The 26587-nt window shown below is 38.8% G+C and carries 17 protein-coding genes; 12 read left to right on the top strand and 5 right to left on the bottom strand.

Going from position 1 to position 26587, the window contains the following annotated elements; genetic code table 11:
- The first annotated feature begins 21 nt into the window (after positions 1–21).
- From AC1MGI_RS19190 to AC1MGI_RS19175, 4 genes are all read left to right on the top strand, one after another.
- Positions 22–1689 carry a ribulokinase gene (locus tag AC1MGI_RS19190; RefSeq protein ID WP_480347065.1) on the top strand — a complete coding sequence of 556 codons (1668 nt, stop codon included), beginning with the start codon at positions 22–24 and terminating at the stop codon, positions 1687–1689.
- A 115-nt stretch (positions 1690–1804) separates the two neighbouring features.
- Positions 1805–2821 (top strand): Gfo/Idh/MocA family protein, encoded by a 1017-nt coding sequence (locus AC1MGI_RS19185; RefSeq protein WP_480347063.1) that lies wholly within the window; start codon positions 1805–1807, stop codon positions 2819–2821.
- Between the two features lie 449 nt (positions 2822–3270).
- A complete protein-coding gene (locus AC1MGI_RS19180; RefSeq protein WP_480347062.1) occupies positions 3271–4494 on the top strand; it encodes a YHYH domain-containing protein in 1224 nt (407 codons plus the stop codon).
- A gap of 12 nt (positions 4495–4506) precedes the next feature.
- Positions 4507–4998 carry a hypothetical protein gene (locus AC1MGI_RS19175; RefSeq protein ID WP_480347060.1) on the top strand — a complete coding sequence of 164 codons (492 nt, stop codon included), beginning with the start codon at positions 4507–4509 and terminating at the stop codon, positions 4996–4998.
- Between the two features lie 556 nt (positions 4999–5554).
- Here the strand turns inward: AC1MGI_RS19175 and AC1MGI_RS19170 are convergent.
- On the bottom strand, positions 5555–7162 hold the full coding sequence (locus AC1MGI_RS19170) for a PTS sugar transporter (RefSeq protein ID WP_480347058.1): 1608 nt from the start codon (positions 7160–7162) through the stop codon (positions 5555–5557).
- A gap of 404 nt (positions 7163–7566) precedes the next feature.
- Here AC1MGI_RS19170 and AC1MGI_RS19165 point away from each other — a divergent pair, with 404 nt between their 5' ends.
- The 8 genes from AC1MGI_RS19165 (at position 7567) to AC1MGI_RS19130 (ending at position 20586) form a co-directional block, all read left to right on the top strand.
- Positions 7567–7767 (top strand): cold-shock protein, encoded by a 201-nt coding sequence (locus AC1MGI_RS19165; protein ID WP_062177553.1) that lies wholly within the window; start codon positions 7567–7569, stop codon positions 7765–7767.
- A gap of 427 nt (positions 7768–8194) precedes the next feature.
- A complete protein-coding gene (locus tag AC1MGI_RS19160; protein WP_480347056.1) occupies positions 8195–12784 on the top strand; it encodes a lamin tail domain-containing metallophosphoesterase family protein in 4590 nt (1529 codons plus the stop codon).
- A gap of 981 nt (positions 12785–13765) precedes the next feature.
- Positions 13766–14758 carry an ABC transporter ATP-binding protein gene (locus AC1MGI_RS19155; protein WP_480347054.1) on the top strand — a complete coding sequence of 331 codons (993 nt, stop codon included), beginning with the start codon at positions 13766–13768 and terminating at the stop codon, positions 14756–14758.
- Positions 14755–15699, top strand: a complete 945-nt coding sequence (locus tag AC1MGI_RS19150; RefSeq protein WP_480347052.1) for an ABC transporter ATP-binding protein — start codon at positions 14755–14757, stop codon at positions 15697–15699. Before AC1MGI_RS19155 ends, AC1MGI_RS19150 begins: the two co-directional genes overlap by 4 nt.
- Before the next feature lie 47 nt (positions 15700–15746).
- Entirely contained in the window at positions 15747–16751 is a 1005-nt protein-coding gene (locus tag AC1MGI_RS19145; protein WP_062177562.1) for an ABC transporter permease, read from the top strand.
- A 17-nt stretch (positions 16752–16768) separates the two neighbouring features.
- Positions 16769–17665: an ABC transporter permease gene (locus tag AC1MGI_RS19140; protein ID WP_062177565.1), complete on the top strand. Its 897-nt coding sequence runs from the start codon at positions 16769–16771 to the stop codon at positions 17663–17665.
- 64 nt (positions 17666–17729) lie between these two features.
- A complete protein-coding gene (locus AC1MGI_RS19135; protein ID WP_480349884.1) occupies positions 17730–19358 on the top strand; it encodes an ABC transporter substrate-binding protein in 1629 nt (542 codons plus the stop codon).
- Positions 19359–19518: 160 nt separating this feature from the next.
- Positions 19519–20586 carry a M42 family metallopeptidase gene (locus AC1MGI_RS19130; protein ID WP_480347050.1) on the top strand — a complete coding sequence of 356 codons (1068 nt, stop codon included), beginning with the start codon at positions 19519–19521 and terminating at the stop codon, positions 20584–20586.
- A 96-nt stretch (positions 20587–20682) separates the two neighbouring features.
- Here the strand turns inward: AC1MGI_RS19130 and xylE are convergent, their stop codons facing one another.
- The 4 genes from xylE to xylA all read right to left on the bottom strand — a co-directional run bounded on the left by xylE (position 20683) and on the right by xylA (position 26562).
- The gene (xylE, locus tag AC1MGI_RS19125; RefSeq protein WP_480347048.1) at positions 20683–22098 is read right to left on the bottom strand and encodes a D-xylose transporter XylE; all 1416 of its coding nucleotides are present in this window, start codon (positions 22096–22098) and stop codon (positions 20683–20685) included.
- A gap of 241 nt (positions 22099–22339) precedes the next feature.
- Complete coding sequence (locus AC1MGI_RS19120) at positions 22340–23386, bottom strand: aldose epimerase family protein (protein WP_480347046.1); 1047 nt, start codon at positions 23384–23386, stop codon at positions 22340–22342.
- 106 nt (positions 23387–23492) lie between these two features.
- Positions 23493–24998: a xylulokinase gene (gene xylB / locus AC1MGI_RS19115; protein WP_480347044.1), complete on the bottom strand. Its 1506-nt coding sequence runs from the start codon at positions 24996–24998 to the stop codon at positions 23493–23495.
- A 229-nt stretch (positions 24999–25227) separates the two neighbouring features.
- Complete coding sequence (gene xylA / locus AC1MGI_RS19110) at positions 25228–26562, bottom strand: xylose isomerase (protein ID WP_480347042.1); 1335 nt, start codon at positions 26560–26562, stop codon at positions 25228–25230.
- Between the last annotated feature and the right edge of the window lie 25 nt (positions 26563–26587).

Raw genomic sequence — 26587 nt, 5'->3', positions numbered from 1 at the left:
CTATGAAAGGGGGAAAACGATTTGACTAGAAAATATACGATCGGAATAGATTTCGGAACGGAATCAGGGAGAGTGTTATTGGTAGACGTTTCCACTGGTGAGGAGATCGCTACTCATGTAACTCCATATAAAAATGGCGTTTTAGATGAGGCACTACCGAATGGAAAGTCGCTTCAACCAGATTGGGCCCTACAAGATCCTAGAGATTATTTAGATGTCCTTTTTCAATCCGTTCCTGAAGTGATCCGTTTGGCTCAAATTGATAGCCAAGATGTCATCGGAATAGGGATTGACTTTACATCCTCCACTATTTTACCTTTAGACCGAAATGGAAATCCATTATGCTTCGATCCAAAATGGGAAAGCCATCCACATAGTTGGGTGAAGTTATGGAAACATCATGCAGCACATAAAGAAGCAGATGAAATAACAAGATTAGCCAAAGAAAGAAAAGAAGAATTTTTACATCGTTATGGTGGCAAAATTTCTTCGGAATGGATGTTTCCCAAAATCCTACAAATTATCAAAGAGGCACCTGAGGTTTTTTACGCAGCAGACTTATTTATCGAAGCTTGTGACTGGGTCACGTATCGATTAACCAACAATCTGATTCGAAGTAGTAATACATGTGGTTACAAAGCATTTTGGAATAAAGAAGCTGGGTATCCAGAGGCTTCATTTTTTAAAGCATTACATCCACGTTTTGAACATATTTTAGAAACAAAAATGCGTGGCGAGGTTCGGTCGATTGGTGAGAAGGCAGGAGAACTAACAGAAGAGATGGGCCATAAGTTAGGGCTCTTACCAGGGATTGCTGTTGCCGTTGGAATCATTGATGCACATGCTGGCGTACCGGCTGTAGGTGCGGTACATCCTGGACAGTTTGTATTGGCGATGGGGACTTCGACTTGCCATATGCTTATTTCTGATAAAGAGAAGGCGATTGAAGGGGTTTGTGGAATTGTCGAAGATGGGATTATTCCTGGATATTACAGTTATGAGACTGGTCAAGTTGCTGTCGGCGATTCCTTTGCTTGGTATGTTGACCAAGCCGTACCGGGTTATGTCGAAAAACAGGCAATTGAAGCAGGAAAGAGTGTCCATCAAGTATTAGAGGAAAAGGCATCAGCCTATAAACCTGGACAATCTGGTCTTATCGCCTTAGATTGGTGGAATGGCAATCGTTCTGTCTTAGTGGATGCCAATTTATCTGGGATGATTATCGGATTGACATTAGCTACGAAACCGGAAGAAATTTATCGCTCTTTATTAGAATCGACAGCATTTGGGACTAGAAAAATTATTGAAAATTTCACTGATGCAGGGGTAGGGGTTAAGGAACTTTTCGCATGTGGTGGTCTGCCACAGCGAAATCATTTGCTTATGCAAATATATGCTGATATAACCAATCGTGAAATAAAAATACCTGCTTCCAATCAAACCACGGCTTTAGGTGCTGCCATGTATGCTTCTGTTGCTGCAGGGGAAAATCATGGTGGCTACGACACGATCTTTGAAGCAGCTGAGAAGATGGCCAAAGTTAAAGACGAAGCCTTCGTTCCAATCGCAGAAAATGTGAAAATGTATGATGAGCTTTATAAATATTATCTAGATCTACATGATTATTTTGGTCGGGAGAAGTATGAAATCATGCACGGCTTAAAAAACATGAGAATGAAAGGAAACTAGAAATACAAATATAAATGAAAGGCCTGTTGTGTTCACACTTTATGACCAATGGGCCATTTGTTTTACTAGACAGCAGAGACTACTACTCTAAAACATTTGAAGGAGGGATTACTCATTGAAACGAGTAATTAAATGGGGAATTTTAAGTACTGCCAATATTGCACAAAAAGCAATCATACCCGCTTTACAAGCAGCAAAAAACAGTGAAGTCTATGCAATTGCCAGCGAAAGTAACAAGTCAAAACAAGTAGCCGAAATATTTAAGATCCCAAAAGCATATGACAGCTATCTGGACTTATTAGAGGATCCAGATATTGATGCTGTCTATATTCCACTGCCAAACTCTTTACATAAAAAATGGGTCATTAAGGCAGCAAAAATGGGAAAACATATATTATGTGAAAAACCAGCAGCACTCCATACTGCGGATTTAAGAGAAATGACAAATGCATGTGCCGAGAACAATGTTTTATTTATGGAAGCATTTATGTATCAATTCCACCCACAGCATCAACGAGTGAAAGAAATCATAGCAAGTGAAGAGATTGGTGATGTAAAGCATATGACAGCAGCCTTTACATTCCAGCTCGATTTACATACGCGTGACATCCGGATCAATCCTGAATTAGGCGGCGGTAGCCTTTTTGATATTGGCTGCTATTGTATTCATGCGAGCCTTTTTTTATTAGATCAAGAACCAAAAGAAGTCTATGTATCTGGTGATATTCCTGCAAGTGTAGGCGTTGACGTAACGGCTACTGGACTACTAACCTTTGAAAATGGTATTACAGCAGGCTTTCATTGCAGCTTTGACGAGCCAATGACCCATCAGTATGAAATTTTTGGAACAAGGGGCTCCATTCGTGTGCCTTTCGCCTTTCGTCCAGATTTAAGAGATGGCGAAGGAATCATTTCCGTAACAGACGAAAACGGAAAAGAGAGAGAAGAACATGTCTCTGGAGATCAATACCTCTTACAAGTCGAACATTTCTCAAGATGTATCCTAGAACAACAACCGATTAACAAAGGTAAACTAAGCAACCAAAATTTAAGTGTCATTGAAGCTTGTTATCAATCATTAAGGACTAAGAAACTTGCAAGAATAGAAAAAAACAATATAATCTTAAACTAGTGAAAGAGAGAGTTAAGCAACCTTTAGTCCTCCATTTATAAGGAATAAGGGTTGTTTATTTTCATTTTGAGTCCTTGCTCAATGTGCACACCATTGAATTTCTAGAGACGAAGAGTCATTGTTTTGGCATTCCGTCTTTTTTGTGTAGCCCAAATGTTGCCAAAAAAGATACGGTATTGAACAACAGGGACTAAGAAGTTTCAATCCATTCGCTAGAACTATTTACAATTAGTTTTGAATACACTTCAAAGTAATCGATCATGATCGTTCCCTTTTATCATAGGGACATAAAAAATCAATATATATTATCCTTTCAAATCCCTCCTCAAAATAAATTTTCTACTGACAAACAAAAAACCCTTATTGTAAAAGGTTGGTAAATATGTAAATATTACAAATAAAGAGTTTCTTTATATTGTCAGAATATTATGTAGGAATGGGGTTATTACTTGATAAAGAGAATATTAATTATTACGCTGCTTTTTTCATTTGTTTTAAGTTCTACGATCTATGCCCATTCAGGGAGAACGGATAGTAGCGGAGGACACAATTGTAGTGCGAAATCTCAAGCCAAGGGTTTATGTTCAGGCTACCATTATCATAACGGGGGAACAGAGTCATCATCGAATGAGAGTACCTCCACTTCTACTACTTCCACTCAATCATGGGATAAGGATTGTTCCGATTTCTCTAGTTATGAGGAAGTAGTAGAATATTGGAACTCTAAAGGGTATACCAAAGATAATGATCCAGAAAGACTGGATGGTTGGGGAAACATTGTCGACGATGGTATACCGTGTGAAGCACCAAGTGGCTATGACACCAGCAAAATAAATGATAGTCCAGCCCAAATTGCCATGAAGACTGCGGAAAATGATAAGGCAAAGGGGGAAAAAGAAGGATATTCAGCAGGTAATACAGCTGGCTATGGTGCTATACCAAAAAATACAAATGGAAATGGGTCGGATGCATACAATCAAGGGTATCTGGCGGGATATGAAAAAGGTTATTCTGAGGGGAATACTAAACTCATTACGGACAAAGAGTCCGCAAAAACAGCCGGATATCAATTTGGATCTAAACAAGACATTCTTGAGATTCCTAATACATATAATAGCAATAGTAGTTTAAAAGAATCATTTACTGAAGGGTTTAATGTAGCTGTTCGTGAAAGAGATGCAAAGAAAAAAGAGGAATTTGCTGCTTTAGGATACAAGGACGGAAAAGAGGACAATGAAGGAACTCCTCCTAAAGAAACAAAGGATATCTATATTGCTGCATACAATGAAGGGTTTGTGAAGGGTCAAAATGAATTGAAAGAAAAGTATGTGAAAGACGGGTATGAAGCAGCCTTTACAATGTTGGATTATAAACAACCAGAACTATCAAAGGACCTTTATATAAAGTGGTATAAAAAGGGTTTTGAATCGAATAAAGAAATAAAAAAGATTCAAGATGAAGCATATAATATGGGTTTACAAGGTGAAGAACTTCAAATTCCTGCTCATTACGAAAGAGCTAAAATAATCGTTAGTGAGTATTATATGGTCGGTAAGAAAGAGCATGATTCTCTAAAAGAAAAGCAGAAAACGGCAACAGCTTCTGTAGCTGGACTGGGTATTTTTGGCTGGTTTGCCCGTCGCTTTTATGTAGCGAGAAAAATGGTAAGGTAAGGAGGAGAGTAGATGGGTTTCTATAAAACGATTTGCTATAGTGTAGAGGATTCCTTCATTAAAATGATGACTAGAAAAAAAGACCCTGCTCTTGTAAGGGAAAAGGTTTTAACCTATCGAAGTGAAAAAGAAAATAAGAAGGCCTTGAAGAAATCAATTGTAATAAAAAAAGAAAAAGTGGTAAGTCAACCTACTAAACAAAGCAATGATGAACTAATTAATTGCATCTTAGAAAATGATACAAATGGTGTAATTAGGTGTCTAGAAACAAGACAATTAGGTGTGTACTCCAAGGTGAAATCTGGGGAGTCAGCACTAGAATTGGCCATACATAAAGATAACAAGTATATGGTCGCTTATTTAATTAAGTATGGAGTTTTACCAAACCAAAAGGAAATCAAAACTGCTCTAAAATATAAAAATCAAGAAATAATTAATACGGTGAAAACAGGAAATCACTTGAAGTTAATCAGGGAGTATAAGTTGAAAAAGAAATCCATATAACCAACAATCTACCATTGAGTGTCATAGTCCCATTACCCTAAATTCATAAAGACAGAGTGTCTTTGATTGATATGATCCCCTTATAGTAGACAGAAAAAAGTAAGCACATTAAATCTGTCTACTATGAAGGGGATTTTCTAATGGAAAAAAAGAATAAAACCTATGGCGTAACATTCAAGAAAAAAGCAGTAGATTTATACCTGAAAAATGGTATAGGTTGTGAGACCGTAGCGAAAGTTTAGGTATTCATCACTTAATGGTTTTTGGCTGGGTTAAACATTTTAAGGCTGGGGGGATTAAGGGTCTTGAGGAAAAACTAAAGGGCCTGGTAAAGGTAGACAAAGAACTCGTCCAGAGAATTCAGAAGCTAGAACAACCGTCCAATAACTCATTCCAACCTAAACCAATACCCTCAGTAACTCCACAAGGAGCATACGAGGGTAAAGTAATATTCTTAAATATTTTTGGTCTATTCATTGTTTACTAACTAGACAATAGAGTGGTGTAAGTGTGCGGGCGTTTAATCACCTGGACATAACGAAAAAATAAATATTCTTTATCCAGTTAGCTCGTTATCTTGATTCACGGAGCCACTCTTTGACCTTTTTTTAGCCAATCTATTAATAATGAGTGTAATTATTAACGAACATAATAAACTTCCTGCCATTGCTATGATAAAGCCACTCATATTATTGGATAGGAAAGGGGCCATAACGGATGGAACATAAGCCGTTCCTCGGACATTTAAGAGGCCAACAAGCAACCCACCTAAACCGGAGGAGGCAATGGCTCCTGCAAATACATATTTGTTGGAAAACATAAAGGGGTATGCCGCTTCAACAAATGTGCCAAATCCCATGTTTATCATAAAACCAGGTACTGCCACAGCTGCTTCTCTCTTATCCCGGGGTGAAATAATATTTGCTAGTGTGATTCCAGCTGATACCATGACTAAGCCAACCATATCCACTGCACCTAAGAAACTGTTCCCTGTACGTTCCATTTCTAAAAGGACAATGGGGAGAATGGCAGCATGGTAGATTCCTCCTATAATTGCTGGCCAAATTAATAAACCTGCGATTAATCCTGCAAGAACTGGATTCATTGATACAAGAGTATTCAACAAAGTTCGAATTCCTTCTCCAAGTTGTAGGGCAAAAGGTGCGATGAGAAAATACACAAATAATCCTGAAATTAATCCGGCAATACCCCCTGCGGCAATATTAACGGTTGTAGCAGGAAATTTCCATTCCACACATTTTCTAAAAATATATTGAACTAAAAGCCCCGCACCGATCCCGCCGATAATTCCACCAATAATTCCGCCATCCACTGATAAGACCCCTGCAACAATGCCTGCAACGATGGAAACATCATCAAGGTCCGCAACTTGCTTGGCAGCGATCACAGCAAGGATGATTGGGAGGGCCTGAATCATTAAATCAAAAACATCACTAAGCCCGGTTAATTCAGGAATCTTACTCATCGCCAATACTAAAGCCATGGCGATGAAACCTGGTAAGGAAGCTAGCATCATTCCGCGAATATTAATTCGTTTAAAAGGTGAAGTAGATGGATTTTGAGAATTTCCATAAGTGCTTGCTTTACCGATAATTGGACGATACGAAATTCCCCAGTGTTTGCTTAATGAGGTAATGAATGTCACGGCGCGTGTCCGATTCGTTGTCCCAGTCGTTCCTGAGGTGGAAATTACGTTCCCTCCTTTTGAACTAATCGTTGCCATTGAGGTGCCACCAGTTCCTGTCGCAGGCAACTTTTTCTTCGCGGCTGCTTCAACTGCTTTTTGGTTGGCACTATTTGGATCTGCACTCATGAAGATAAGCCCATCAATTGCCCCATTTTCAATTTTTGCAGCAATTTCTTCATCAAGTCTTGCCGCTTCTTTATTAATTTCTTTCAAGGTTCCTTCGATCATTACATACGGCTTGTAATTGTGTTCATCCCAGCCATAAAGAACGGCCTCTGTTGTTTCCTTCGCTGAATCCATGGATGCTTTGGCAGCAATAAACTGGAGAGATCCGCAAACAATGTCAGCGGCTTCTATTTGTAAGAGAAGCTCATCAAGAAGCTTCTCAGGTTCTTTGCCGCCCAAAGAATAGAGGTTCCCTCCGCTGCTACCAAGAATGGCAACTTTCTTTTTCATTATGTATGCCTCCAAACCTAATTCTATTTTATATACCTATATTACTTTACTATTCTAATTAATTAAAGTGGTAATGGGATAAAAGATCAAATTTTTCGAAAAGTTAAAAAGTAATTGATCGAGGTAATGCATGAAGTAAGATTTACCACGTTGTAACAAAATGAAAACAATGACAAAGGGGATAATGAAGCAACAGCGAGTGTCGATGTGGCCGTCGCACGAATTAATCAATTAAAAGTATAGTGTTAAAGCAGTTTGCTATTCTCTTCATTTTCTGGTATCATAAAGAAGAATTATTTTTGTTCGGTGTAAAGGATTGTATAAGTTTCAACTTTACGTTCTAATGATCACTTTGGCAGGGATAGTAATACATTGTGTGTTTTTCACACTAGGAGGCAACAAAAATGGAACAAGGTACAGTTAAATGGTTTAATGCAGACAAAGGTTTTGGATTTATCGAGCGTGAAAATGGAGACGACGTATTCGTACACTTCTCTGCTATTCAAAGTGAAGGATTCAAATCATTAGATGAAGGTCAAAAAGTTACTTTTGATGTAGAAGCTGGTCAACGTGGACCTCAAGCTACAAATGTTCAAAAAGCATAATATTGACACCATATAAAAACCAGACTCTTTTATGAGAGTCTGGTTTTTTATTTGTCCAAATCAAAAAATTATCGATAAAAACCCCTACTAAACATTCGAGTAGGGGGAGGATAATAAGAGTAAAGTAGATTGATAGTTTGAGTAAAAATAGCTCGTTATCCTTATGATCCCTAATATTTTGTTAAATTCCTTAAATTTATCAAGGGTATACTACCGATTAAACTTTGGCAACTTACCGGTAAAAGTGAAAGGTACCTATGTAAGAAATAACCAACAATATATTAAAGCGATACAGAATTGATGCCTATAACATTTTCCTATTTTCTTTAGATGAACCGAAACTTTACAATTTCCAAAATACTCCTTAATAAAATATTTGTATAATTTTCCTATGTCACAAAAATCGATCATTTTTTTAGGAGGAATTATGAAAACCAAGAGATTTAGGGTGCTTATATCGTATCTATTAATTTTTAGCCTAGTCTTACCGAACTTTATTTTAATTACTCCAATCATTACCAAAGCGGAAGAACTAGAAAAAGTTTCTATTCCACAAGTATCAACTGAGGAAAATTTCGTACATACTGATTCAAGCACTGAATCTACAAAACCAACACTGGAAGGAACGGAGGAATCAACAGATTTGAGTGATTCCGCAACGGAAACTACTCCGTCAACAGAAACAATTACAGTAGAAGATTTCAATAGTCTTCCACACTTGCTGATAACAGAGGTTTCACCAGATTCTGCAGGAGCGGACAATTATGAGTTTTTCGAGCTCTATAATAATACGAATCAACCATTACTATTAAATACCTATTCTTTTATTTACCGTTATTTGGATACAGGTGTGGAAAAACCATTTCAAATTCTGAGTAATATCACCATTGAACCACAAGAGACATTCGTATTTTGGTTCAATAATGCCGGAAAGGCTTTAGCTGATTTTAATGCACTATTTAATTTGAACCTGACTGAAGACAAAGTCATTCAATTCAAGGATGTATTCCCTGGTTTTGCGAATGGGGGGAATCGTGCACTTGTTATTAAGGATCAAACTGGGAAAGAAATCATCTCTGCAGGTTATCTTCCAGGGGAGACCGATAATACTGGGAAAGTTGTTCAATTCAACTATCCAAAAACAGGAACGGAAATGGAAAAATTCCAAACGCTTGCAAATCCGACGCCAGGAGCATTTGAACCTGTACAAGTTCCTGCAACAGCCGTTATTTTACCTGAAATAATAGAAGACACATTGGCACCTGACATTGGGCATTCTGCATTACATAGCAGCGAAGCATACACACCAATCAGGATCGAAGCAACTGTTACAGATGATCAAGCAGTACCTTACGCAACCCTACATTTCAAAAAAGAAGGGGATGAAGCATTTACATCGATTTCGATGAGTGCTACCCCTGAAGATTCTTCTAAGTTTTCAGTAGAAATTCCTGCTGAGGCAGTTGAATCTGATTTGGTTTATTATATTGAAGCAGCAGATGGAAAAAATATCACTAAAACGTCAGAATACAAAATTGCAATAGCACAACCGGAAATAGATTATAACAAACTGCCTGACTTCCTTGTCACAGAAGTTGTTCCTGATTCAACAAATGTCGGAGGGGCTGACGGCTATGAGTTTATTGAAATCTACAATAATACGAACAAAGATATAAATTTCAAAGATTATAAGATGCAATACCGTTATGGTGAAGACCCGAATAGTGATGTTATTTGGGAATCTGTACCTGATGATATTGTCATAAAATCAAAAGATACATTAGTTTTTTGGATAATTAATGAACAAAATGAGAAGAAAACGGTAGCGGATTTTAACGCAAATTACAATTCTAATCTAATAGAGAATAAAGATATTATTAGAATTTTCAGCGCTGGAATGGCAAATGGTTCTGTCCGAGGCCTTGTCGTAGCGACCAATACAGGATTTGAAAGCTCGGTTGCTTATTACAATGAAGTAACTGGTAGTGATGATACAAATCCTGATAAAGGGATTACATACAGATATCCAGTAGATGGGTCAAATAAGATGATCAAGGTAAGTGCAGGAATAAATGCGGCTACACCTGGGAAAGTCCAATCAAGTCAAGTCCCTGCAAACACAGTTGAAGTACAGGATGACAGTGTATCTCCTGCAGTGGAAGATTTGACGGGTAAACCTGAAATTAAACAATTAGAAGATTTAAAGATTAAGGCTGATGCCACGGACAATGTCAAAGTAAAAACGGTTGCCCTGTATTACAAAAACAATAAACAAACAGAATATAAAAGGGCATTGTTACAGCAGGATTATAATGATTTACTGTATTACTATACAATTTACTCGCCTGATTTAATTGGGAAAGAAAACATAGAGTATTATTTCATTATTTCTGACGGAACGAATGAAGTGAAAAGTGATACATACAAAGTGAAGATTACAAGCGATAAAAACCCTGACAAGTTAAGACTCAATGTGAAAAATGGAGATTTTCTTTCAGGAGAAGAAATTATTAAAGGTTCTTCGAGTGATGCAACACAGGAAAATATGAAGCTATTTATTGATGAGTCTGAGATAAAGGAACAGACTTATCATGCTCTTGAAGATGAAAGTTATCTTGCCTTTGAAGTAAGTAACGTGAATACCTTTTTCCAAAATGGAGTGACGATGGGGGATGAAGTGTTACGCATTTTTGATGACGGAATTCTTGATTGGCAAACAATCACCGTTCCGATACAACCGGAGAAAATAAAAATTGGCGAAAACACCTTTACGATCCGTTCTGGTGATAAAGCTTCACCATTCCCTTCGAATGCAGGAGAGAACAGGGATGATTATAGTTTACGAAACGTGAGATTAGTTCTTTCTGACGGGACAGTAATAAATGATCCTGTTTATACAGATCCTGATAAGGTGATTGCAATGAAAGATGCCAATCCAGCAGTTGATTTCACTTTTTCTCTACCAGTAGAAAAAGCTCCATCAAAGGCATATAAGTGGAATACAACGGCAGTATCGGATGGTGCTCATACGATTAAAGTAAGCGATCCAGTCATTGGCGAGCGGACGGCTACCGTAAAAGTAGACAACACTGCTCCTGTTATTGATCCTTCAATAGAAAAGAATAAGGAATATAAAGGTGAATTTATTATCAATCCGTCTATTACCGATGTAATAGCTGGTATTGAAAAAGCGGAAGTTAAGTTGGATAACGAACCGATAACCGTTCCGTATAAAACTTCCTCATCACAATTAGCACCAGGCAACCATGAGCTACTGATTACGGCAATTGACAAAGTAGGAAACAAAACAGAACTTTCAATCCCATTCTCTGTAGTGGATGAATTACCATCTAAGCCAAAGCTCCTATCACCGAACGATGGGGATCCAGGTGTAAAAGGATCTCCAACTTTGAAAGTAAAGGTGACAGATCCTACGAACGATGATATGAACGTGAGTTTTTACAAAGGCTTCACATATAATGCGGCAAACAAAGATCATGTAAAAGCTTTTAAACATGCAACCGATGTAGAGCCACCGCAAACGGCAGTTCCAGAAGGGGAAACATCCTTTACCGATGAAGACATCTCAAAAGTAACAGCTTCAGACGATGAATATTTGATGACAGATTCAACTACGCAATTCCCGTACCATCGTTTTGATGTAATACTGGATAGCTCTGTTGATAAGGATGATGTTGTCGAATTATCGTGGGAAGGTCATTCACTAAAAGGTCGAAAAGTAACGATGTATGCATGGAATTATACGAAAAATGATTGGGTTGCAATCGATTATAAAATTGCAGGAAATGGTGACTTTTCGTTAAAGCAAAACGTTCCTGTAAACGAGTATGTAAAGAGCGGTAAAATCAACGTAATGATACAAGATGAAATCCCGGCTTCTCCAAACGATTATGACTATACATTCGTTTGGATGTCCGATACACAATATTATTCCGAGAGCTATCCGCATATTTATGAAAGACAAACACAGTGGATTGCGGAAATGCAAGAAGCATTAAAAATTAAATATGTCATCCACACCGGAGATTTAGTAGATGAACCAGATAAGCAATACCAATGGAACAATGCCGATCAGTTTATGAAAGTTCTAGACGATGCAAAAGTACCATATGGCGTTTTAGCAGGCAACCATGACGTAGATCACAAAACAGGTGATTATACAAATTACTCGCAATACTTTGGTGAAGATCGTTTTAAAGACAAACTATACTACGGCGAATCTTACAAAAATAATCGTGGCCACTATGATTTAATTTCAGCTAATGGTAATGATTATATCATCACGTATATGGGCTGGGGAGTCGATGACGAATCAATCGCTTGGTTAAACGAAGTTTTAGCGGCTTACCCGGACCGAAAAGCCATTCTAAGCTTCCACGAGTATTTATTGTCAACTGGCACAAGACACCCGCTTGGAGAAAAAATTTATAACCAAGTGGTAGTGCCAAACAAAAACGTCATCGCTGTATTAAGTGGACATTACCATGAAGCTCAAACGCTGGTAGATTCAATCGATGACGATGGAGACGGAACACCAGATCGTCAAGTCTACCAAATGCTTGCCGATTATCAAGCTGGTCCAGAAGGTGGACAAGGCTACATGCGCCTACTGCACTTCGATACCGACCAAAACAGAATTCTTGTAAACACATATTCCCCTTATATGAATGATTACAATTACTATGACACAGACAAATACGCAGAAAAAGATGAGTTTGTCATCAACCTAGATCTTCAACCACAAGAAAAAAGAGTCGCTACTGACAAATTTGAAGTAAACGTTTATACCAATTCTAAAATTGGCAAAGTAGAAAATGTGAAAAGCGGTAAAACTGCTCAAGTAGATTGGAAAGGTCTACCGGCAAATCATACGTATTCCTGGTATGCTGTTGCTGAAGATATTTTCACAGGTAGAACCGTTTCTGACATTTGGTCATTTAGAAAAGGTAACCCTAAACACGAGGTAGAAAAAAGGGGAATTAACGGTAAAAAATAAGAATAGTCCTTAATAAAGCCTGACCCTAATGAACTGCCCCGTAAATGTTAGACATTTGACTAACATTTACGGGGTATTTTTTATGGCTAAAACCATCCACTCAATAGAATTCCTCGAAATTGTTACGAATGCCTAGCCTCGTTTTAAGTGTTTGAAAATTATGTAGAGCTTCGGGTGAAAAAGTATAGTTCTTCCATTAGGGTAATTTGCCTGGCACCTTGAGATTTAACATCGACTCCTCGACGGAAAAAATTGGCTCCGGCGCGCAGATCTCAAATCTCGCTCGAAAAGTACCGATTCCGGCGCGCAAACCGTCTGATCTGGCGCGCAAATTCGAAATGCGGCTCGCAAATTTGATTTCCGGCTCGTAATGTTAGAAAAGCTAGGGGGATGCACGAAACAAAGCTATCGATCTACTAGTTTTTTGGCTTGTAACCACTCGATATTTTTCAAAACTTTTTTCAAATAGTAGCACTGCTATGTATGCTAGTATGATCTGGCTGAAATTAAGCTTCTCACACAATATTTAACGAGAGAAAATCAGACTTGTTATCTTAGAGCTGAATTTTTATAAAATTTCTTCTCCAGTTTTACAGAAAAATAAGCAAAAACAGAGAGCCCATTCAAATTGGCTCTTTGTCTTTCTATGCCTAAAATCATAGCGTTTTCAGTCACTAAATCCATTTCTTAAAAAAGTTTTGAGTGCCTGATCTCTTCTTAAAGTGCGTGAAAATACTGTAGAATAATGTAGAGTTATGCGGTATACTACATGAAAACAACAAAAATTCTAAAAATATTATTATATTAAAAAAGTGATAAATAAATAATTTAGAAGTTCTTCTCGTTTTAGTTTATTGACTTTTGGCCAAATTGGGAATTTTTTTATGTATACAATTATAAGGATTGAATGTATTAAAATGCACAATTTGGCATTAAAATTCGAATAGAATGTCGAGAGATGTTATTGGAAGGAGCTTTCATATGAGCGGTGAATCTGTTTTAGAAGTGAAAAATCTGCGTACTTCTTTTTTTACAGATGGTGGAGAAGTAGCAGCGGTAGATGATATCGACTTTTATATTAATAAAGGAGAAATCCTTGGGGTTGTGGGGGAATCGGGCTGCGGGAAATCGGTGACTTCGTTATCGATTATGGGCTTAGTCCCAAGTCCTCCAGGAAAGATTGTCGGCGGAGAAATTTTGTATAAAGGCGAAGATTTGACGAAGGCATCAGAAAAACGGATGCGACAAATTCGGGGGAATGATATTACGATGATCTTCCAGGAACCGATGACGTCTTTAAACCCCCTGTTTACGATTGGGAATCAGATTATGGAAACGATTCGCTTACACAATAAGTGGAATAAGCAGCAAGTGAAGGAACGAGCGATTGAAATTTTGCAAATGGTTGGATTACCTCGCGCACAAGAATTGCTAAATGAATACCCTCACCAGTTATCTGGCGGCATGCGTCAACGAGTAATGATTGCGATGGCTATGGTCTGTAATCCGCAATTGTTAATCGCTGATGAGCCGACAACTGCTCTAGATGTCACCATTCAAGCACAGATTCTAAAATTAATGAAAAAGTTGAATCAAGACTATCAAACGGCGATTATGATGATTACCCATGACCTTGGCGTTGTAGCCGAAGTTTGTCAGCGAATTGTCGTGATGTATGCCGGAAAGGTCGTCGAAGAAGGGGATATTGCGACGATTTACAAAAATCCAAAGCATCCTTATACCGTTGGCTTAATTAAATCTGTCCCTGATATGCGAAAAAAGGTTGATCGGCTTTATTCGATTCCAGGCAATGTTCCGAAACCAGGAAGTATTAAGGAAGGCTGCCGTTTTGCTGCGCGCTGTGAGCATGCCTTTGATCGATGCTTTACGGAAACTCCTGAACTGTATCAAACAGGAGAGGGACAAAAAGTAAGATGCTTCCTTCATGAACATCAAGGAGGTGTTTCCGGATGACCAAACCGATATTACAGGTGAAAAATGTAAAAAAATATTTCCCGATTACGGGCGGGATTTTAGGGAAGAAAATCGGCGATATGAAGGCTGTTGATGGTGTTTCTTTTCATGTCAATGAAGGCGAGACATTAGGAATTGTTGGAGAAAGTGGCTGTGGAAAATCGACAACAGGCAGAATGCTGCTTCGGTTAATTGAACCGACAGACGGGTCGATCCTCTTTGATAATCAAGATCTTCGGGCGCTACCCAAAAAAGAGATGAGAAAAGTAAGGCGTAATATTCAGATGATCTTTCAAGACCCTTATGCATCTCTTAATCCGAGACATACAGTGGAAAAGATATTAGAGGAACCGCTACTCGTCCACGGAATTGGGAATGCGACGGAACGAAAGAAAAAAGTTAGTGAAATGTTAGAAGTAGTAGGGCTAACTAGTTATCACGCGAGACGTTATCCCCATCAATTTAGTGGTGGACAGCGTCAACGTATTGGCATTGCCCGGGCGTTAATGACCAATCCAAAACTGATCATTGCAGATGAACCGGTCTCAGCACTGGATGTATCGATCCAATCTCAAGTTCTCAATCTATTGAAAGACTTGCAAAAGGAATTTCAATTAACGTATATCTTTATCGCTCACGATCTTGGCGTTGTCCGCCATATTAGTGATCGAGTCGGGGTTATGTATAAAGGACGGATGGTGGAGTTAGCTGATGCTGAGAAAATTTATCAAAATCCGCTTCATCCATATACCCAACAATTGTTAGCAGCGGTTCCGATACCAGATCCGGAATATTATCAAGCGGATGCACAAGCTGCGATTGAATTTGGCACATTGCCAAGTCCGTATGTCATCGATGATTCTTGGATGAATATTGAATCAGAACGTGATGATTTAGTGGAAGTTGCGCCAGGCCATTTTGTGGCTTGTCGTTTGAAGTGATTTTTGACTAAACATTGATATGTAGAAATGAAAGGGGAGGGGTTCTTGTGTTAACGTACACAATTCGCCGTCTATTGATGCTTATACCCGTCCTATTTGGTATGACATTTGTTGTGTTTTTCATCATTCGAGCAATCCCAGGTGATCCAGCCCAAGTGATCTTAGGGCAGCAAGCAACAAAAGAAGCGATGGCGCAATTAACAGAAAAGCTTGGCTTAAACGATCCATGGTATGTGCAATTTTTTCACTATGTAAAAGGGCTCCTGTCAGGAGATTTAGGGGAATCATTACGAAGCTCAGCGCCAATTAAGGATGAAATTTGGCCATACCTTGCAGCGACATTGGAATTATCATTGGTTGCGATGTTTATTGCCATTTTTATTGGCGTAAATGCAGGGATTATTAGTGCCTGGTTTCAAAATTCATGGTTTGATTATACGGCGATGATCCTGGCTTTAATTGGGATTTCGATTCCGGTTTTCTGGCTCGGTTTAATGGAGCAATGGGCTTTTTCTTTAGAATTAGGTTGGCTTCCTTCAACAGGACGTGAGAATGTTCGTGATCCAGTTGAAGTGGTGACGAATCTCTATTTAATCGATACATTGATCGCTGGTAGGTTTGACCAATTCGGTGAAGTCATCCGACATCTAATCTTGCCAAGTTTAGCTCTTGCAACGATTCCAATGGCGATTATTGCCCGTATTACTCGTTCTAGTATGTTAGAGGTGATGCGTTCAGATTATATTAGAACGGCACGTGCAAAAGGGATGAGAATGTTTTTTGTCGTGTACAAGCATTCGTTGAAAAACGCGGTTATCCCAGTGTTAACTGTAATCGGCTTGCAAGTAGGACTATTACTTGGTGGAGCAATCTTAACGGAAACGATTTTCGGCTGGCCTGGAATTGGCCGTTATATTTATGAAGCGATTGGGTTTCGTGATTACCCAGTGATTCAGTCTGGCATACTAATCATTGCGACCATCTTCATACTGATTAATCTAGTTGTGGACCTTCTGTATGTTGCTATCGATCCACGCATTAAATACAACTAAAGAGAAGGGGGATTTTTGTGCCGGTTTTAGCAAAACGTGAAAATGAGACAAACCAGCTTCAACAGGAAGAAGCGGTTTCCCCATGGCGGGAAGGATGGAAAAGCTTTAAGAAAAACAAAGTAGCATTGGTTGGCTTAGGGATTGTGCTATTTTTTATGATCATTGCGGTCTTTGCACCGCTATTAGCCCCATACGGAATCAATGAACAAGAACTATCCATCCGAAATAACCCACCTTCGCCTGAGCATTGGTTTGGAACAGATGACTTTGGCAGGGATATTTTTTCCCGTGTATTATATGGGGCTCGAATCTCATTATGGGTCGGCCTTGTCTCCGTATCGGGATCTGTTATCGTCGGGTGCTTCCTTGGCATTATCGCCGGATATTACGGACGATGGATTGATACAGTGATTTCGAGGATTTTTGATATAATGCTCGCATTTCCTAGTATTCTATTAGCGATTGCGGTCGTAGCCGTGTTAGGGCCATCTTTACAAAATGCCTTAATTGCGATTGCAATTATTAATATTCCGAATTTCGGCAGACTCATTCGTTCGAAAGTACTCAGTGTGAAACAGGAAGAATATATTATGGCAGCTCGAGCAGTAGGGATGAGTGATGGTCGTATTTTGTTCCATCATGTGCTGCCGAATAGTTTGGCGCCGATTATTGTTCAAGCAACATTAGCCATCGCAACGGCCATTATTGAGGCAGCAGCACTCGGATTCTTAGGGATGGGTGCTCAACCACCGCAAGCGGAATGGGGGAAAATGCTTGCCGATTCAAGGCAATACATTATTCAGGCACCATGGACCGTTTTATTCCCAGGGATCGCGATTATGCTGACTGTGCTTGGTTTTAACCTAATGGGTGATGGACTTAGAGATGCCCTAGATCCAAAAATGAAAAACTAAAAGTAGGTAGTTAGCGGGACGATTCGTCGTACCGCTTTCCATATAGAAAATAGGGGGAAAGATGATGAAAAGAAATTCTTCATTATTTGTAAGTATTTTAGTCGTACTTACATTATTACTTACTGCTTGTTCTGGTGGGAACAAAGAAAAAGCCGGAGACAAGAGCGAAACAACAGAACCAAAAGCTGGCGGTACATTAATTTATGGCCGTGGCGCAGATTCAATTGGTTTAGATCCAATCAATATAACCGATGGTGAGTCGATTCGTGTTACGCATAATATTTTTGAAACATTGTTTGTTTATGATGATAAGCTTGAATTACAACCAAAACTAGCGGAATCTTATAAAGTTTCTGAAGATGGCTTAACATGGACGCTAACGCTTAAACAAGGCGTGAAGTTCCAAGACGGCACCGATTTTAACGCAGATGCTGTTGTATTCAACTTTGAACGTTGGATGGATCCAGCAAACCCATACCATAAAGGAGATTTCCCATACTATCCATTCCTATATGGTGGATTTAAAGGTGATCCAAATCACAAAATTGCCTCTGTAAAAGCAGTGGATGAATCAACAGTTGAATTTACACTAACTGAAAAAACAGCACCTTTTATTAGCTATTTAGCGATTCCAATGTTCGGAATTGCCAGTCCTGATGCGATTAAAAAATATGGCGACAAGTTTTATGAAAACCCAGTTGGCACGGGACCATTCAAGTTCGAGAGCTGGAGTCGTAATGATAAAGTTGTCTTAAAGAAAAATGAAAATTATTATGTCGATGGACAACCATATTTGGATGAAATGATTTTCCGTGTGATTCCGGATAATTCATCTCGTCTAACCGCTCTTCAAAGTGGCGAAGTTGATATCATTGATGGCTTAAATCCAGATGATGCCGATACAATTAAAGCAAATTCACAATTAAGCCTGATTAAGCGTCCAAGTTTTAACACAGGCTTCATGGTGTTCAATACACAAATGGCACCATTTGATAATGTAAAAGTGCGCCAAGCGATTAATATGGCGATTAACAAAAAAGAGTTAATTGATGCATTCTATAATGGCTATGCAGAAGTAGCGAAAAACCCATTCCCATCTTCACTTTGGGGCTATAATGATGCGATTGAAGATTACAAATACGATGTAGAAGCAGCGAAAAAGTTACTTGCAGAAGCAGGCTTCCCTGACGGCTTCAAAACAGAATTATGGACGATGAGCAATCCAAGACCGTATTTACCACAACCATTAAAAATTGCAGAAGCGATGCAAGCGAACTTAAAAGCGATCGGAATTGACGCAGAAATCAAAACGTATGAGTGGGCAACGTACTTACAAAAGACAGGTGAAGGTGAGCATCCAATGGCTTTATACGGTTGGACAGGCGTTATGGCTGATCCAGATAATTTCTTATTCCCGAACTTAAGTAATACGAATATCGAAAAACCAGCTAGCAATCGTGCATTCTATGATAATGAAGAGTTTACAAATTTATTACAACAAGCACGCGTAACCTTTGATCAAGACGAACGCATTAAGTTGTACAAACAAGCACAGGAAATTTTCCATCAAGATGCACCATGGGTAACAATTGGTCACACAACACCACCTATGGGTCTTGGGGGCTATGTACAAGGATTTAACGCTCACCCAATGGAAAATGATAATTTTGCTGAAGTGTACTTGACGAATTAAGCAACATTACAATTTTTATACATGATCTTTGCGTCATGTAAAGACAGAAAGGGTCTGACCCCACACACCATATCCCGTTTAATAAGTCATTTACGACCTCTATAAACGAAATATAGTAGATGTGGGGTCTGACCCTTCTTGTATACAAGGAGGAACAACCATGTACGAACTGTTAAAAAATCTAAGTAATCTCGTGGGACCAAGCGGTTTCGAGCAAGATGTTCAACGGTTTATTTTACGTGAAGTGAAAGACTATGTAGATGAATATCATGTTGACGCAGTTGGTAATTTACTAGTGAAAATAAAGGGGAATGATGCAAGTTTCCCATCTTTAGTCATTGCGGCGCACACAGATGAAATTGGCTTTATTGTCAAAAAAATTGAAGAAAACGGCTTGATTCGCTTTGAAAAATTAGGTGGCTTTGATGATCGAATCTTACTTTCCTTGCCGGTACTCATAAAAGCAGATCGTGGCATTGTACATGGTGTCATTGGGACTTTATCCGTTCATTATGTGAAATGGGATGATCCAAACCGAGTGGCTAATCATCGCGAACTTTACATAGATGTTGGTGCTCGTTCAAAAGAAGAGGTCTCAGAAATGGGAATTCGCGTAGGTCAACCTATGTCTTATGGGACAGAATTTAAGAAAATTGGCAACCATCGTGTTGTCGGAAAAGCATTGGATGACCGAGCAGGCTGTGCTCTACTGATTCGCTTGCTGCAAAATTTACGTGAAACAGGTGCCAAACATGGCGATATTTACGGAGCATTTACCGTTCAAGAGGAAGTAGGATTAAGAGGGGCATCCGTCGTATCAGCGGCTGTCGAGCCTGACTTCGCTTTAGTACTAGATACCACACCGACGAGTGATACAAATGATGCGTTGATGACAGGTACACGCGTATTAGGTGCTGGTCCGTGTATTAAAATAGTCGATAAATCGTTCATCGCTCATCCACTTGTCACGCAACATTTGAAGAAGGTGGCAGAAGACGGCCATATCCCTCATCAGCTTGAAGTATTCATGGGCATTGGTACTGATGCAGGAGCAATCCATATGACACATAAAGGCGTATCAACAGGTGTTATTTCCATCCCATCGCGCTATACCCACACACCGATTGAGGTCGTAGACTTAGAAGATATGGAAAACTCGTATAAACTGCTCTATGAATTTGTTATTACAATGAATGAATTAAAAGGGAAGACGTTTTTGGATACGTGAGAAAGGTCTGACCACGCACTCTATATACAGTCCATAGTCGTAATGATGCTTACTTTGGTCTGTATATTATAGTGCGGGTCTGACCCTTTTTTTCTTTTATCCTGCTTTATGTTGATTACCAGTAGGTTTTTTCCAAATGCTTTCCATTTGTTCGAGCGTCTTCCCTTTCGTTTCAGGAACAAACTTCCAAACGAAGATTGCTGAAAGTACACTCATTAGCCCGTAGAAACCGTACGTTAACCCACCACTAAATTCTATCATCATTGGATAAGTAGATGAAATCAGATAGTTAGCAGCCCATTGTGTAGCTACAGCAATAGCCACGGCTTGTCCACGAATTTTGTTAGGAAAGATTTCCGAAATCAGTACCCAACAGATTGGACCCCATGACATCATGAATGAAGCGGTGTAGACAATAATAAATAGTAAAGTACTCATCCCGATAATATTTGAAAAGGCCAATCCTGCTACACCAAACATGCCAATCGCCATACCGATGGAACCAATGATTAATAAAGGTTTACGCCCCCATTTGTCCACTGTCAAAATGGCGATAACCGTAAAGACCACATTGATCAGGCCCATAACAATGGTCTGTAACATCGAAGCATCTTTGGCAGCTCCCATGCTTTCAAAAATACGAGGGGCATAATATAAAGCGACGTTGATCCCGACAAACTGTTGGAAGACAGAGAGAAGGATTCCAACAACAATCACTAATTTCCCGTAAGAAAATAATTTTTCGGATGAAATTTTTACCGTTACTGTTTGTTTAATTTCACCCAAAATGGATTTCGCTTCTTTCGAACCATTAATTTTAGTAAGGATAGCTAGAGCTTTATCATCTTGATTTTTCAATGCTAAATATCGAGGTGTTTCTGGTACGAAAAGTAAAAGAATACCAAACAATAGCGCTGGAATCGCTCCCGAAGCTAACATATATCTCCAGCCGATGTCGTTTATCCATTCTACTGTTTGTCCATTAGCGATGCCCCAGTTAACAAAATAAACGACCAACATCCCAAAAATGATCATAAATTGATTGAACGATACTAATCGACCTCGAACATTTGCAGGTGCAATTTCTCCGATATACATCGGAACAATCGCTGAAGCTAAGCCGACACCAATTCCCCCCATGATTCGATACAAGTTAAAAGTAAGTAGTAAAGCGATGGATGGCTCACCTTTTGTGAAAAATAAAAACTCGGGATAAGCAGAGCCTAAAGCTGTTAGGAAGAAAAGGCCAGCAGCTGCGATCAATGAATGTTTACGGCCGAATTTTGACGCGAAATAACCAGAAATTAAGCCGCCAATGATACAACCGATTAATGCGCTCGAAATGGTTGCCCCATGCGCAAACGAACCTAAGCCTAAAGGATTAATATAATAGGCTTCGATTGACTTTTCAGCCCCAGATATAACAGCCGTGTCATATCCAAATAGTAAACCCCCAATCGCAGCTACTAGCGTAATTGAAAAAAGATATAGTACGTTTCGTTTTTGTTTCATAATGTATGAAAGACAGATTTTAAAAACCAAATAGGAAAGTGAGTGAATCAATAATCTGTAAGATCGCCCATTTACTAACTAAGTAGCCTCGTTTTAATTCAGATTAACAGCGCTTTCAATTATAGGTAAATAGATTTTTGAAACAGATGCTATCAACTCATGTGCTCTATTGGTTTAATCAAATAAAACCTGTCTTCTCCCCCCTTTGTTTGAGATGTGTCAACCGTTCAAATCAATTCTGTTAAACTAATGTAAATTTGAAACTAGTTCTCGATTGATATCTTTCATTCGTATTTAACACGATAGAAGGGAAGTCTTGATGATGAATGGCATTTGGTGGACATTGTGTTTCAAGGCATACCCCTAAGTGCTTTTGCGAAAGAACCCCTCTAATTTCGAAATTACTTTCTAACATATTGGCGGTATATAGAACAACATTTGGCTGATCTGTTTCAACGATCAGTTTTCGGCCACTGATCGGATCTACTAAACAAATTTCTTCTTGATTATTTACGTTTAATAGAAATGGATGATCATATCCACCGCCAACGAGCTGGTTCTGAATATGCTTCGATTGTGCACCTTCGCGCACTTTTTTACCTTCTCTAAAATCAAAAGCTGTGTTTTCAACATCGATATACATACCTGTTGGTAGGAGTGCTTCATTGAGCTCTAAAAAATGATCACTTTTCATTGTTAATTCATGATCGAGTATATTCCTCTTTACATCACCACTTAAATTAAAATAAGAATGGTTCGTTACGTTCAGTAGTGTTTTTTTATCTGATAGACCTTGATACGTAATAACGAGTTCATTCTTGTTATTCAGACTGTAGATGACTGTTACTTCAAGCTTTCCAGGATACCCTTCATCGCCATCAGGACTTAGATGGGAAAATTTTATGTTAATCTCATCCGAATTCTCTTCAATGGCAGAATCCCAGATCACATGATGAAAACCAGTAGGCCCACCATGTAAATGATTTTCCCCTTCGTTAGTAGGTAAATTGTAAGTGACACCGTCTAGATTAAATGTTGGCGGATGTATTCTTCCTGCTACTCGACCAATCATTGAACCAAAGAAAGCTGAATCGTTTACATACTCGTCTAACGTATCAAAACCTAAGACAACATTTTCGAACGTACCAACATTATCAGGTACAAGAATCTTTGTAATCATACAGCCGAAATCGATACAAGTAACTTCCATGTCGTGATCATTTCTCAATGTAAATGAATGCACATTTTGTCCGTGTAATTCACCAAATATCGCCTTTGTTACGTTCATATTACTCTCCCTTTTTAGCATTCGATTCATTCTACAAGTTTGCAAGGAAAACGGATTGAAACAATTCCTTCTATATAAAAAGCGTAGGAGGGCGGCTTTACTAGAATTATTCCATTTTCCGGAACTTTTTTAATCCTTCATTTAATTGTTTAGTTTGTACATACACATTTTTGTATAAATGGTAAAGTTGTTGATAGACTTCAACATTTTCCGGTACAGGTGTGTATGTTTTAGCAGAGGAGATGAATACATCGGCACATGCTTCTAATGATTCGAACCAATTACACCCGTATGCGGCTAGTATTGCTGCTCCAACAGCTGGCCCTTGTTCACTGGATAGCTTGATTATTTTTGCATTGAAGATGTCAGCTTGAATTTGCAGCCATGTGTCATTTTTTGCCCCTCCACCGATGGAGATGATCGTATCAATCGTCTTGCCATTTTCGCGGAATATTTCGATCGATTCATGCAAAGAAAAGGTAATGCCTTCAATGACCGATCGTGCGAAATCCCTTTGTTTATGGGAAGAATCAATACCGATAAAACTGCCACGTATGTTGGCATCTGCGTGCGGTGTTCGTTCTCCGACGAGATATGGGGTAAATAACAGGCCGTTTGCTCCAATCGGAACTTCGTGTAAACAGGCTAGTAGTGATTCAAACGATTCATCTTTGGCAAATGTATCTTTAAACCAACTTAAACTATGTCCAGCTGCTAATGTTACGCCCATTGTGTAAAAAGCATTTTCTTTGCCATGATTGAAATAATGGACTTTCCCTTGAAAGTCTCGGGTCTTGCGTTCCTCATAAGAAAGGACAACACCTGATGTGCCAATACTGCATAATGTTTTTCCTACTGAAAGGATGCCTGAACCAATTGCACCACAGGCATTGTCTGCCCCACCCGCAAATACTTTCGTAGACCGAGCTAAACCGGTTTGTACCGCAATGTCTTCAGTAATAGTACCAACAAACTCGTGTGATTCTACTAATGGTGGGCAGATAGTACGATCAATCCCGACTAACTGACATAGTTCTTCACTCCACTTTTTCTCCCCAACGTTCAATAAAAGAGTGCCAGCCGCATCTGAATATTCACTATGTATGAGACCGGTCATTTTATAACGCAAATAATCTTTTGGTAACATAAAAACAGCTGTTTTTTCGAATCGTTCTGGTTCATATTGTTTAACCCAAAGTAATTTTGGTAATGTAAAGCCTTCTAATGCTTGGTTTTTCGTGATGTCTAACAGACGTTTTTCGCCAATCATATTGTAGATTTCCTTACATTGCTCCGTTGTTCTCGTATCATTCCAAAGAATGGCATTACGTAAAACGTTATACTCTTCATCTAGTAAAACAAGTCCGTGCATTTGTCCGGAATAACTAATCCCTTGAATTTGTTCGATTTCGCCATCAAATTGCTCGACAAGTTCCTGTAATGCGGCAATTGTTTTTTCTACCCATTCATTCGGGTCTTGTTCACTATACCCAGACTGCTCTTGGATTAAAGGATAAGACCTTGTTGTTTCATGACAAACTTCACCGTTTTCATTCATTAATAAAACTTTGACAGCACTCGTACCTAAATCAATCCCAATTACATAGTTCATGAAAAATCACCCTTTTTTTAAGATAGAAGGAGGGCCTGACCCATTCATTACGAGTCACCCTCCTAATCTAGTTTAGTTATCCCGCATTAACGGGCAGTAAAACGCTCACCTCAAGGTTTAGGGGAATCGAAGAAGCGTAGGTGAGGGATAACTTGCCCGTAAAAGCCCGATTGGTTCAACTAACAATCAGTGGGGGATGAAGAAAACCCCCACTGATTGAAGTTTCACTTTATTTCACACTTACAGTTGCTAGTGCATCTAAAATGTACTTATTTAAAATAGCTTTTAAGTATTCTTGTCTACCAGATTTATTTTCAATCTTGTCAAGTTGCAGGGCATATTGTTCTAGTGTATGGAAGTTTGTTTTTCCTTCAACAATATCAAGTCCAATGCCTTCTGTATAGCTGCTGTAACGATCTGCAACAAAATTGTCTAGCACTTTATCTTCAATTAAACGCTGAGCGACTTTTGCCCCGATAGCAAAGCTGTCCATGCCGGCAATATGAGAATAGAACAAGTCTTCAGGGTCAAATGAACCTCTTCTTACTTTCGCGTCAAAGTTTAACCCACCTGATCCAAGACCGCCGTTTTTGAGAATCTCATACATGGATAGTGTTGTAGAGTATAAATCTGTTGGAAATTCGTCCGTATCCCAACCAAGTAATGTATCACCTTGGTTTGCATCGACTGAACCTAACATCCCATTAATACGTGCTACATGTAATTCATGCTCAAATGTATGACCGGCAAGTGTGGCATGGTTCGCTTCAATATTAAATTTGAAATGGTCTTGTAAGCCGTATGATTGTAAAAACGAGAGGCTTGTTGCCACATCAAAATCATATTGATGTTTTGTTGGTTCCTTCGGTTTTGGTTCAATTAAAAATTGCGCGTTAAACCCAATTTCTTTCGAATAATCTAAAGCCATATGGAAGAAACGAGCAAGGTTATCAAGCTCAAGCTTCATGTTTGTGTTGAGCAATGTATCGTATCCTTCACGCCCACCCCAAAACACGTAGTTCTCTGAACCTAGTTCTTTACCAACTTCTAAACCTTTCTTCACTTTAGCAGCTGCATAAGCAAATACATCAGCATTTGGCGATGTTGCTGCGCCATGTAACCAACGTGGGTGGGAGAACATATTCGCTGTATTCCATAATAACTTTGTTTTACTCGTTTTCATATATTCTTTAACCATTGCCACAATTTCATCTAGATTCTTAAATGTTTCACTTAGTGAATCTGATTCAGGTGCCACGTCAAAATCATGGAAACAGAAGTAGGGAACGTCTAGTTTTTCATAAAATTCAAACGAAGCTTCCACACGTGCTTTTGCTAAGTCCATTCCGGAAAATTGATTATATGGACGTACCATTGTACTTTGTCCAAATGGATCCGTTCCTTCTCCTGTAAATGTATGCCAATAGGAGACAGCAAAGCGAAGAACATCTTCCATTTTCTTACCATTGATTGTTTCTTCCGGGTTGTAATATTTATACGCAAAAGAATTCGTAGAGTCTGGACCTTCATATTTTACATGATTAACCGTATTAAAATAGCTCATTTTCATTCCTCCAAAATAGTTTTCA

It is taken from the genome of Peribacillus sp. BM1, from assembly GCF_056679975.1.
Note: the sequence above shows the minus strand (reverse complement) of the source record. Positions and strands in the feature narration are given on the sequence as shown.